This is a genomic window from Kitasatospora sp. NPDC029367, assembly GCF_055569135.1.
In genome coordinates this window covers 58,809-70,787 of the sequence record NZ_JBVHYH010000038.1, presented here as the reverse complement: position 1 = coordinate 70,787, position 11,979 = coordinate 58,809, and the positions used below count along the sequence as shown (strand labels likewise).

Annotated in this window: 7 protein-coding genes; 4 read left to right on the top strand and 3 right to left on the bottom strand. The window is 74.6% G+C overall.

Translation table 11 applies throughout. The annotated features are described in order from the left end of the window. Window positions 1-637: 637 nt before the first annotated feature. The gene (locus ACZ4W5_RS21305; protein WP_360240884.1) at window positions 638-1,372 is read right to left on the bottom strand and encodes an ABC transporter ATP-binding protein; all 735 of its coding nucleotides are present in this window, start codon (window positions 1,370-1,372) and stop codon (window positions 638-640) included. A gap of 405 nt (window positions 1,373-1,777) precedes the next feature. Here ACZ4W5_RS21305 and ACZ4W5_RS21300 point away from each other — a divergent pair, with 405 nt between their 5' ends. The 3 genes from ACZ4W5_RS21300 (at window position 1,778) to ACZ4W5_RS21290 (ending at window position 9,058) form a co-directional block, all read left to right on the top strand. Further along, complete coding sequence (locus tag ACZ4W5_RS21300) at window positions 1,778-5,107, top strand: ABC transporter permease (RefSeq protein WP_465656192.1); 3,330 nt, start codon at window positions 1,778-1,780, stop codon at window positions 5,105-5,107. After that, window positions 5,104-7,908 (top strand): hypothetical protein, encoded by a 2,805-nt coding sequence (locus ACZ4W5_RS21295; protein ID WP_465656190.1) that lies wholly within the window; start codon window positions 5,104-5,106, stop codon window positions 7,906-7,908. The genes ACZ4W5_RS21300 and ACZ4W5_RS21295 overlap by 4 nt, the downstream gene beginning before the upstream one ends. Before the next feature lie 160 nt (window positions 7,909-8,068). After that, on the top strand, window positions 8,069-9,058 hold the full coding sequence (locus tag ACZ4W5_RS21290) for an ABC transporter ATP-binding protein (protein WP_360240893.1): 990 nt from the start codon (window positions 8,069-8,071) through the stop codon (window positions 9,056-9,058). Between the two features lie 41 nt (window positions 9,059-9,099). Here the strand turns inward: ACZ4W5_RS21290 and ACZ4W5_RS21285 are convergent, their stop codons facing one another. Both ACZ4W5_RS21285 and ACZ4W5_RS21280 read right to left on the bottom strand, forming a co-directional pair. Further along, entirely contained in the window at window positions 9,100-9,282 is a 183-nt protein-coding gene (locus ACZ4W5_RS21285) for a hypothetical protein (RefSeq protein WP_360240896.1), read from the bottom strand. Window positions 9,283-9,433: 151 nt separating this feature from the next. Then, entirely contained in the window at window positions 9,434-10,981 is a 1,548-nt protein-coding gene (locus tag ACZ4W5_RS21280) for an AMP-binding protein (protein WP_465656187.1), read from the bottom strand. Between the two features lie 161 nt (window positions 10,982-11,142). On the opposite strand from ACZ4W5_RS21280, the gene ACZ4W5_RS21275 reads away from it, so the two are divergent. After that, on the top strand, window positions 11,143-11,817 hold the full coding sequence (locus tag ACZ4W5_RS21275; protein WP_465656185.1) for an AAA family ATPase: 675 nt from the start codon (window positions 11,143-11,145) through the stop codon (window positions 11,815-11,817). Window positions 11,818-11,979: the final 162 nt, after the last annotated feature.

The following is an 11,979-nucleotide window of genomic DNA, read 5'->3' as shown; positions in this document are numbered from 1 at the left end:
CACGCGCGGACGAGCGAATAAGAAAAGACGCGGCGCTTTTTTTGGGTGTGGGGGGGGTCCCCCCGGAACTCCTTGTTTGTGGGGGTTGGGGTTGTCGCCCCCCCCCCCCCCTCCCCCCACCACAGTCGTGTGCGGCGGCCCGGACTCCGGGGCGGGCGGAGGCAGCGCAGGGTGCGGAGGGCGGGGAGCGCGCGGAGATTGTGGAGAACGCGGCAGAAGATCGTCATCGAACCTCCCGGTGGAGCGGATTCCAGCGACTTGCGGTGGACCGTAGTCGATGCCACTGACAATCGGCACCTGATTTATCGGTGCGGCAGCCCGCTTCCAGGGCACAGGAAATGACGTACAGTCACATTAATTCGTAAATGAATTCACAAAGCCGAATACGGCTGTTAGCGTGCCGCTCGCCATACTCTCTCGAACCCGAGAAAGCGGGGGAAGCGCATGCGAAACGAATTCTCCGGCCGGTCCGCTCCTGAGCCGCGGCTCGCGCGGGGCGCCGAAGCGAGCTGCACTGAGCCGAGTTGCGTGAGCCGAGCGGCGCCGGGTTGGGCAGAGCGGGGCCGGGCCGCGGGGGCGTTGGTACCGCCCGCCGCACCCCGGCCCGTAGTCCCCCCGTAGCCTCGGCCCGCCGCTGCTAGGCGGCCTGCTCCGCCTCCTCCTCGAGGATCCGTCCGTCGTGGAGTTCGATGACCCGGTCGGCGAGGTTCATCAGCGTCGGGTCGTGGGTGGCGACCAGGACGGTGACGCCCTCGCTCCGGACCACGGCGCGCAGCAGCTCCATGATCGAGCGGCCGGTCTCCGAGTCCAGCTGGCCGGTGGGCTCGTCGGCGATGATCAGGCCAGGGTCGTTGGCCAGCGCGCGGGCGATCGCGACGCGCTGCTGCTGGCCGCCGGAGAGCTCGCCGGGCCGCTGGTTGGCGTGGTCGGCGAGGCCGACCAGGGCGAGCAGGGTGTGCGCGCGCTCCTCGCGCTCGGCCGGCGGGACCTTGCGCAGTCGCATCGGCACGCCGACGTTCTCGGCGGCGGTGAGCATCGGGATCAGTCCGAAGGACTGGAAGACGAATCCGATCCGCTCCCGCCGCAGGGCGAGCCGGCCGTCCTCGTCCAGGCCGCCGAGGTCGGTGCCGTCCAGGACGATGCTGCCACTGGTCGGTGCGTCCAGGCCGCCGACCAGGTTGAGCAGGGTGGTCTTGCCGGATCCGGAGCGGCCCTTGAGTGCGGTGAGTTCACCGCGCTCGATGGAGAAGTCGATGCCGCGCAGGGCGTGGACGGTCCGCTCCCCGCTGCCGAAGCTGCGCCGCAGATCGGACACGGCCACCATCGGGCCGGTGGCCGTCAAGGTGGTGTCGGCGGCCTGGTCTTGCGTCATGCGGCGTCCCCCTGGGGTGGTGACTACCCGGTTCTGTTCGGGTCAACGGGTGAGGTGGTTTCGTGGGTTCAACCTCCCGAGCAGAGAATTCGAAAAAGAGAAGTTCCCTGGTCAGAAGGAGGTCGGCGAACCTGAGGTCATGAAGTGTGCATGGCATTTCATCGGCTTCTCCCCGCTGGGGATGTCACCAATAGAAAGAATTTGCTCATTGCTTACTTGATTCGCGCAAGTCCCTTCCGTTCCCGGATCAGATCTGACAGCATCGTCCGCTATCCGGCGACCGATGCCGGTGATCACTGCGCCGGTACGCCCGTGGGGTGCCCGTCCGTGACCGACGAGGGTCCGGAACGGATCGACGGGTGGGGGCTGGACCGCGACCGGGTCTGAGACCGGGGGAGGAACTTGATGCTCGGCTTCGTCGTGCGCAGAGTGCGCGGGCGACTGCCGCTGGCTGCTGCCGTCCTGCTGACGGTACTGATCACCACGGCGGTACTGACCGCTCTGGTGACCTTCAACAGCAGTGTCGGCCAGGCCGGCCTGCGGCAGGCGCTCCAGGGACCGGGCCATGCCCGGACCGCTGTGGTGGTGACCGCGGAACACGGCTCCGACCAGCGGCAGAAGGACGAGGAGGCGCTCGCCTCCTACCGGCAGAAGCTCTTCGGGGATCTACCGGTCCACACCGACAGCCTGCTGCGCAGCCGTTCCTTCGGCCTGTCGGGTGCTGACGCCCCGGCGGCCGGGACCGGTGCGGCCCCTGGCGCTCCGGCGGGCGGTCAGTCCAGCACGGACAAGGTCGACCTGACGGTCCTCGCGGATCTCGACCGCTCCCGGGTGAGCCTGGTCGCCGGTGCCTGGCCGGGTGCCGTCACCGGTCCGGTCCGCTCCGCGGCCCCGCAGGTCGCCGTGCCGCAGACCATGCTGGCCCGGCTCGGCCTGACCGCCCAGGCGCTGCCCGTGGACGTCCCGCTCACCGACCGGCTCGACGGCACGGCGCTGACCGTCCGGGTGACCGGCGTCTACCGGGCCGCCGACCCGTTCGCCGCGTACTGGCGCATCGACCCGGTCGGCGGCCACGAGGTCGAGACCGGCGGATTCACCACCTACGGCCCGATGATGGTCGACCGGAGCGCCTTCGCAGCCGGCGCCCTGCCGCAGAGCAGCCGCGGCTGGCTGCTCGACGCCGACTTCGCGGGCGTCGACCAGGACACGGCCGAGGCCATCGGCGACCGGGTCCAGCCGCTGGCCGACGACCTGCGGAAGACCTCCGGTCTCGCCGCCACCACCGAACTCCCCGATCTGGTGCGCGAGTTGTCGGCCAGTCTGATGGTCGCCCGGTCCACCCTGCTGATCGGCGCACTGCAACTCGCCGTGCTCGCCGCCGCGGCCCTGCTGCTGGTGGTCCGGCTGATCTCGGCCCGCCAGGAGCGGGAGAACGAACTGCTCGCCGCCCGCGGTGCCTCCGGCGCCCGGCTCGGCGGTTTCACCGCCCTGGAGGCGGTGCTGCTCGCCCTCCCGGCCGCGGTGTTCGCGCCCCTGCTCACCCCGTTCCTGGTCCGCGTCCTGGCCGGCCTCGGCCGCGCCCACCAGGTCGCCCTGGACACCCGGTTGAGCTGGATGCTCTGGCCGGTGGCCGTGGCCTGCGCCCTGCTGTGCATCGCGCTGGCCAGCGCGCCCGGCCTGCTGCGCGGAGCCGGTGCCGCGCTGCGCCGCAAGGCCGGCCGTCGCCAGGCGGTGGTCTCCGGCATCGTCCGCAACGGCGGGGACCTCGCGGTGCTCGCCCTGGCCGTGCTCGCCTACCAGCAACTCGACCAGTACGGCGGCGGACTGTCCGCCGACTCCTCCGGCCGGCTCGGCGTCGACCCGCTGCTGGTCGCCACCCCCACACTGGCGCTGTGTGCGGGGACGTTGGTGGTGCTGCGGCTGCTGCCGCTGGTCGCCCGGCTGGGTGCCCGGGTCGCCGCCCGGGGCAGCGGCCTCGGCCCGGCCATGGTCGGCTGGCAGCTGTCCCGTCAGCCCGCCCGGGCCAACGGGCCGGTGCTGCTGCTGGTGATGGCCGTGGCCACCGGCGTGCTCGCCCTCGGCCAGCACGCCACCTGGACCGCCTCCCAGCGCGACCAGGCCGCCTTCGGTACGGCCGGCGGCCTGCGCATCTCCGGCGCGCACACCGCGCTGATGGGCCAGGGCGGACGCTACGGCGCACTGCCCGGCGGCGACCGGCTCATCCCGGTCTACCACGAGCAGCAGCCGCTCCAGAACGGCACGGGCCAGCTGCTCGCCCTGGACACGGCCGCCGTCGCCGACCGCGTCCCGATCCGCGCCGACCTGCTCAACGGGGCCGACCGGGCGGCGGTGTTCGGCCCGCTCGCCCAGCCGGCGCCGACCGGCGTCAAGGGCGGGGTCCCGCTCCCCGGCCGCCCGCTGCGGATCGACGCGGACCTGTCCATCCGGCAGACGGTCGACAACACGGGCATGTACACCGGCCGGTACCCGATGGCCCCCTCCCCGCCGGAGGTGACGCTGCTGCTGCGGGACCGCAGCGGCTACGTCCACAAGGCCCCGTTCGTCGGCCTCCCGGTGAGCGGCCAGCAGCACGCCTCGGCCCCGCTGACCACGCTGGTCGACGCGCCGATGGGCTCCGTCGCCGCGCCGCTGACCCTGGTCGGGGCGACCGTCTCCTACAGCGACCGGGCCGAGGGCGAGGTGACCGTCGGCCGGCTGGCCGTCTCGGACAGCGCCGACGGCCCCGCGACCGAGGTCCCGGTGCCGGCCGGCCTCTCCTGGCAGGGGGACCTGGTCGACGGTCCGGCGCTCAGGAGCGGGGAGGCCCCGTTCGTCACCGTCGCGCCCGAACCCGCTGACGCCGGGCGGCTGTTCACCGCCGCCTACCGCTTCGCGAAGGGCACCGGCCTCTCCCTGCGGGCCGCTCTCGGCATCGCCGGGGCGGACGCTCCGACGACCGTGTCCGGAGTCGCCACCAAGGACTACCTGAAACTCATCGGCGGCTCCGCCGGCGACGTCGTCCGGGTGCCGTTCGCCGGGGGCGTCGTCCCGGTCAAGATCACCAAGGCGATCGAGGCCGTGCCGGTCGGCGGCCGCAGCGCGCTGGTCGTCGACCTCGACACCGTGGCGCGGCTACTGGCCGCGCAGGGCCGGGCGCTGCCCAGCCACGCCGAGTGGTGGCTGCCGGCCACCGGGCCCGGCGACCGCGCTCCGGCCGAACTGGCCGCCGCGCTGCGGGCCGCCCCGGGCACCCAGGACGTCCAGCTCTACGACGAGGTCACCGAGGGAATGCTCAGCGACCCGGTGGGCGCCGCCCCGCAGAACGCGCTGATGGCCATCGCGCTCGTCACCGCCCTGCTCGCCGCGATCGGCTTCGTCGCCGCCGTGGCCGGCTCCGCCCACGAGCGCGCCCGGGACTCCGCGCTGCTGCTCGCCCTGGGCGCGCCGCGCAAGCAGGTCACCCGTACCGTCGCGGCCGAACAGGCGCTGCTGGTCGGGCTCGGCGGGACGGTCGGGCTCGCCCTCGGCGCCCTGCTGGTCCACCTGATCGTCCCGTTCGTCGTCCTGACACCCGCCGCCCACCGCCCCTTGCCCGAGGCCCTGATCGACCTGCCCGTCGGCCAGGCCCTGCTGTTCGCGGCCGCGATCGCCGTCGCCCCGCTGCTGTCGGCCTTCCTGATCGGACGCCGCCGTCGAGACGTGGCCAACCGGCTGCGCCACGTGGAGGAGATGTGACCACCCAGGCCGGCACCAGCGTGCCCGTCCCCGACACCGCCCACCGCCCCGCGCGCTGGGTCCCCACCAGGCTGCGGGCGAACCCGCTGGCCGCGCTGCTCATGGCAGTGCTCGCATTCGTCACCGTCTTCCTGGCGGCGGCCTTCCCGCGGATCGCGGACCGGGGCGCGGACGCGGCGCTGCACGACTTCGTCGGCCAGAAGGGCCTCAACGCGACCAGCCTGCAGGTCACCTCCCGGACGCAGGGCGACGACAACGCCGTCGTGCTCGACCGGGTGCAGCGGCAGCTGACCGGCACGGTCGGCCGACAGCTGACGCTGGCCCAGGCGGGCCAGGCCCACGGCACCCGCGCCCTCAGCGGGCGCACCATGCGCAATCGGGAGTACGTCCGGCTCTCGGACAGCACCGACCCCGAGCTCGGGCTGTTCTACCTCCAGGACCTGGCCGACCGGGCCACCCTCACCGACGGCACCTGGCCGACTCCCGGCACTCGCGACGGTCCGCTGCCCATCGTGCTGAGCAGGACGGCCGCCGACACCATCCACATCAAGCTCGGTGACGTCATCGACAACGGCGTGGACGGACCGGGCGCCCAGCGGACCACCGTGGTGGTCGGCTTCTACCGGATCAACGACCCCCAGGACCCGTTCTGGGACAACCTCGGCTGCCCGGCCCGGGCCTGCCTCAAGCCGGTGCCCGAGCACGAGCACTGGGCGACCAGCGGGTTCGTCGACGGCGGTAGCCTGCCCGCGCTGGCCCGCTGGGGCGCGGGCGCCGAGAACTTCTGGCGGCTGCCCGTCGACCCCGCCTCGCTGCGCGCCGACCAGCTCGGCCGGACCAGGACCGCGGTCAGCTCCTTCCTGACCGGGCCCGGTGCCACGGCCCTGTCCAGGGCCACCCTGCGCGGCGACCTGCGGACCGGCTCCAGCCTCCCCGACATCCTGAGCCGGGCGGACGACCGCTACCGGGCGTCGTTGCCGCTCAGCACGATCGGTCCGGCCGGTGTCGCGGGTGTCGCGATCGTGGTGCTGTTCCTCGCGGCAGCGCTGACCACCGACCGGCGCGGCGCGGAGATCCGGTTGCTGCGGGCCCGCGGTGGCTCGCGGACCGGGGTGTTGGGGCGGTTGGTGGGTGAGGGCGCGGTGACGGTGCTGCCGGCCGCGGTGGCCGGTGCGGCGCTGGCGGTGGTGCTGCTGCCGACGCCGCGCTGGGAGGGCGCGGTGCTGGCGGCGGCGGTGGCGGCGCTGATCGCGTTGCTGGCCTTCCCGGCGCGCGCGGCGCTGTTGTGGTCGCGTGGGCGGGGGGCCGGTGGTCGGCGTCGGCTGGTGGGTGAGCTGGCGGTGCTGGCGGTCACCGTGGCGGCCGTGGCCGAGGTGAGGCGCCGGGGTGTGGGCACGGGTGGCGGGTTGGACCCGCTGCTGGTGGCCGCGCCGCTGCTGCTCGCGGTGACGGGTGGGCTGGTGCTGGCGCGGATCGAGCCGGTGGTGGTCGGGCGGTTGGCGGCGCTGGCCGGGCGGGGCCGTGGTCTGATCGCGTTCCTGGGCCTGGCCCGGGCGGCCCGGGACAGCACGGGGCGGCGCCGGCCCTCCGTGCTGCCGCTGCTCGCCCTGCTGATCGCCGTGACCACCACCGGTTTCGGTGCAACCGTGCTGGACACCGTCGACCACGTCCGCACCCGGGCCGCACGGATCGCCACCGGCGGGGACATCAGCGTCTCGCTGCCCGACTACGCGACCCTCGGCGAGTCCTTCACCAAGGTCGCCGACGCCCTGCCCGGCGTCCACGCCTCCACCGCGGTCTGGGTCGAGCCCAAGGCCCGCTTCGTCGGCGCCGACCAGGACTACACCGAGGCGTACCTGGTGCTGGTGGAGCCGGCGGCCTACGCCGAGATCTCCCGCACGGTCGGGGTCGGCGAGTTCGATGCGGCGAAGCTGGCCGGGACCTCGGGCGGCCGGGACACCCCGGTGCCCGCCCTGGTCAGCCGCGACCTGACCAAGCGCCTGGCGGCCGGGCCGGCCCGGGTGCGCACGCCCAACGGCAACGACCTGCACCTGAGCGTCGCCGCGACCGTCGCCGCGACCCCGGCCCTGCCCGACCCGGGCAAGCCCTTCGTCGTGGTTCCGGCCGGTCCCGCCTGGGAGCGCCTGCCGGACGCGAAGCGGGTGAACAAGTGGTTCGCCGTCGGGGACATCGACCCCGAGCAGGTCAGGTCGGCCCTGCGGGACAACGGCGGTGCCCAGCCGACGGGTCTGGCCAAGCTGGTCGCGGACGACGCCGCGGCCGCCGGCAAGGGAACCCACGGCCTGCCCGTGGGGTACACGGTGCACAGCAGCGCGGAGACGGTCACCGCACTCGCCGACGATCCGTTGCAGCACGCCGCCGAGCGGCTGTTCTGGTACGCGGCCGCCGCCGGAGCCGGCTACGCCCTGCTCGCCGTGCTGCTGACGCTGTTCCGCGCCGCACCCGACCGCACCGCCGTCCTCGCCCGGCTGCGCACCATGGGCCTGCGGCCCCGCCAGGGCCTGGCGCTGATCATCACCGAGGCACTGCCGCAGACCCTCGCGGCCGCCGTCGGCGGCGGCCTGGTCGCCCTCGCGGCCGTCGCCCTGCTCGGCGGCGCCTTCGACATCTCCACCCTGGTCGGCGCCAAGGTCGGTGAGGTCATCACCCCCGTCCTCCTGCCGGTCCTGCTGCCCACCGCGGGACTGGCCCTGCTGGTCGGCCTCGGCATCGTCCTGGAGACCCTCGTCGCCGGTCGACGCCAGATCGCCACCGAACTCCGAGCGGGGGAACAGTCATGACACCGCGACGGGCACCGGCCGGGGCCGCCGCCGTGGGAACGGCCTGCACCGGACCGGCCACCGGAACCGGACCGACCGGACGGGCCGCACAGACCGGCCGGGCCGCACAGACTGACCGCACCGACCGGACCTACCGGACCGTCGAGACAGGAGAGCAGCCGTGAAGAGCACTTCCCAGGAGCGGCCGGCGGTCGAGGCTCCCAGCCTGCAGGAGCTCCGGCAGCGGGCCCTGGCCGCCGCCTCGCCCAAGGCCTACGGAGCGGGCGCGGCCATCGTCTGCGACCGGCTGGTCCGGATCTTCAGCGCCGAGGGGATCGAGGTCCAGGCCCTGCAGGGTCTGGAGCTGACCATCCAGCAGGGTGACCTGGTCGCCCTGGTCGGCGCCTCCGGCAGCGGCAAGTCGACCCTGCTGACCATCCTCGCCGGCCTCGACGTGCCGACCGCGGGCACCGCCACCGTCGCGGGCTGCGACCTGCTGGAGATGGCCGCCAAGGAACGGCTGCGCTACCGCCGAGAGGTGGTCGGCTTCATCTGGCAGCAGACCGCGCGCAACCTGCTGCCGTTCCTGACCGCCGCCGAGAACGTCGCGCTGCCGATGCAGCTGCGCGGCCGACGGAGCGGGGCGAGCGGCTCGAAGCAGCAGGCCGCCCGGGTGGCCGAGCTGCTGGAGGCCCTGGAGATCGGGGACCTCGCCCACCGGCGCCCCAACGAGCTCTCCGGCGGTCAGCAACAGCGGGTCGCGATCGCGGTGGCGATGGCCAACAACCCGCCGGTGCTGCTCGCCGACGAGCCGACCGGTGAGCTGGACTCCGAGACCGCGGGGGTGATCTTCGAGTCCTTCCGCACCGTCAACCGGGAGCTCGGCACCACCGTCGTGATCGTCACCCACGACCCGATGGTCGCGGGCGAGGTCCGTCGCACGGTGGCCATCCGGGACGGGCGGACCAGCAGCGAGGTGCTGCGCCGCACCGTGACGGACGAGCACGGTGAGGAGTCGGTCAGCGAGCGCGAGTACGTGATGCTCGACCGCGCCGGACGGGTTCAGCTGCCCGTCAAGTTCCTGGAGTCGCTCGGTATGGAGCACCGGGTGGCGGTCGACCTCGCGGCCGACCACATCGAGGTCCGTCCGGACGACCTCGCGGGGAGCTGAGATCGGGGGAGCTGAGATCGCGGGAGCCGAGGGGCGGTTCCTCAGCCGTCGCCGCCCGTCCGCTGGAAGAGGCCGCTGCCCTCGGCCTCCTGTCGGAGGTCGGGCGGCGCGGTTCCGCCGGTGCGCTCCCCCCGGGAGGGGGCGGTGCAGCGGGCGAAGAGGAACAGGGCACCGGCCGCCGCGGCGAGGATGCCGAGCGCGGTCAGGACGCGTAGCCAGGTCAAGGGGTGCCTCCTGGGGGCGGTGCGAGGGAGCGCCGCCGGGGTGTATCGGCAGCTCGGCCCGCACGGTCGAGCGCCCACGGTGGGGGTTCTTCCCGTCGACTGGTGCGCAACAGGTGGCCTACGCGGGCGCTCGAAGCACCGGAGGGGCGCGTCACATGGCGTCGCGCGCCCCCGTGGCGGTGGTGACGGCCCGACCGGTCCGCTCCTCGGCCAGCGCGCGCAGGGCCGGCAGGTCGGGCTTGCCCAGCCCGGTCAGCGGGATCGCCGGCAGGAGCAGGACGGTGTCCGGGACGCACCGGGCGTCCCCGCGCTCCCGGGCCCACTGGCGCAGCTGGTCCGCCGTCACCCGGGCGTGCGGAGCCACCGCGACGGCGGCGTGGACGCGCTCCAGGCGGTCCGGGTCGGTGCTGGTGAACATCACCGCCTCGCGCACGTCCGGATGGCTGCGCAGCGGCTCCTCGACCTGATGAGGGAACACATTGTGCCCCTCGACAATCGCTATCGCGTCCCGTCGGCCCGACACCGTCAGATAGCCCGCCGCGTCCAGGCTGCCCAGGTCCCCGGTGTGCAGCCAGCCCTCCCGCAGCACCCGCGCGGTCAGCTCCGGGTCCCGCCAGTAACCGGCCATCGCGGTCGGGGTACGGACGCAGATCTCCCCGGTCCGGCCCGGCGGCAGCGGCGCACCCTCCTCGTCCAGGATCCGCACCCCGGTGTCCGGGTACGGGCGCCCCGCGGTCGTCAACAGCCGTGGGTCCAGGTGCTCGTCCGGGCTCAGCCGGGAGACCGGCCCGCACTCCGTCAGGCTGTACGTCTGGTGCAGCACCCGGCCCAGCCGCCGGGTCGCCTCCGCCAGCCGGCGCGGCGAGGGCGGACAGCCCGTGTACCCGACCCGGCGCAGGCTGCCGGTGTCCGTCCCGGCCAGCAGCGGGTCGTCCAGCAGCCGGTAGAGCAGGTGCGGCGGCAGGTACACCCGGGACACCCGGTGCCGCTCCACGGCCGTGAGCACCTCCTCGGCCGCGAAACCCTCCTGCAGCACCACCGCGCCCCCGGCGGCCAGGGCGAGGTCCGCACTCGTGCCGCCGCCGTGCGCCAGCGGGGTGCAGAGCAGGAAGGACGCCCCGGACAACAGCGCGGGCCGGGGCGGACGGGCGAAGCGGCGCAGCACGCCCTTCGGCCGGCCGGTGGTACCACTGGTGAACCGGATCGCCATCACGTCCTCGGGGCGGCAGCGCGGCTCCAACGGGGCGGCGGAGCAGGCCGCGGCGAGCTCCGCGAGGTCCGTGCCGAAGGCCGTCGGGCCGAGGGCGAACACCCCCGCGGCGGGCAGCGCCCGCGCCACCGCCCCGGCCGCCGCGGCGTACCGGAGGGGGTCGAAGACCAGTGCCGCGGTCTCGGCGAACCCGGCCAGCGCCACCAGTTCGGAGACCGGGAGGTCCGGGCCGGGCATCGCCACCCGGCAGCCCAGCAGGTTGGCCGCCAGCCGGACCAGCACCGCCTCCGGGGTGTTCCCGGCGAGCACGGTGACGCCGTCCCCGGGCCCGAGCCCGGCCCGGTCCAGGGCGCGGGCCGTCCGGAACACCGAGTCCAGGCAGTCCCGGGCGGTCAGCGCCGTGGTGCCGCAGGACAGGGCCGTCCGGCCCGGATCCCGCGCCAGTCCGTCCAGCACCAGCCCGGTGTACGTCCCGCCGGCCTCTGTCATGCCCACCCTTCCCGTGTCTGACGAGGCGTCAGTCTAGGGTGCGGCGGCACCACGGGTGCCGTGCGGGTGGGGCCCGCTCCTGGCGTCGGCGTCGGCGTCGTGCCGGGACGGGCGCCCGGCTTGTTAGGGTCGGCGGTCGATCGGATGGGGAACGGGGAGCGGTGGACAGCGGCGAGGCGGGGACGGCGGAGATGACGGCGGCGGAGATCACGGCGACGGCGCTGCTGGCGCCGCGTGGGGTGCTCGACCTGCGGGGCGAGGCCGGGGCGCGGTTCGTCGTGGGGTACCCGGCCGGGGCCGTGGTGGTGGTGTCGGGCCTGCCGGGAGCCGGCAAGAGCACGCTGCTGCGCCGCTGGGCGGCCGGCGGCGAGGCCGCGACGGTGGACCCGCGGACGGTGCACGAGGCCTGCGAGGCGGTGATGCCCGCGCGCCTGCCGTACGCGGTCTACCGGCCGTGGGCGCGACTGGAGCACTTCCGGCTGCTGCGGAGCTCGGTGCGGCGCGGCGGACCGCTGCTGGTGCACGACTGCGGCAGCCGCGCCTGGATGCGACGTTGGCTCGCCCGGGAGGCCGGCCGGCAGGGCCGCGAACTGCACCTGGTGCTGCTCGACGTCGGCGCCGCCACCGCCCTCGACGGCCAGCGGGCGCGCGGACGGCACGCCTCCGCCCGGGTGTTCGCCCGGCACCACCGGGGCCTGGCCCGGCTGTCGGCGGAGTTCACCCGGTACGCCCGGTCCGGCGGACCACCGCCGACCCCGGAGGCGGCCTCCGTACTGCTGCTGGACGCCGTCTCCCGGCCGAGGGCGGCGGCGGTGGCCTTCGGGGCGGTGCGCTGAGGATCAGTCGCGGGCCACGGGGTGGAGCCCGAGGGGGCGCAGGAGGTCGGCGCCCACCCTCACCGCGACCCAGCACTGCCGGCTGCGGCCACCAGCCCGAACGGCGCCGAGTCGACCTCCTCCCAGAGCCCGGCGGCATAGCTGACTCGGGCCGGCGGCGGG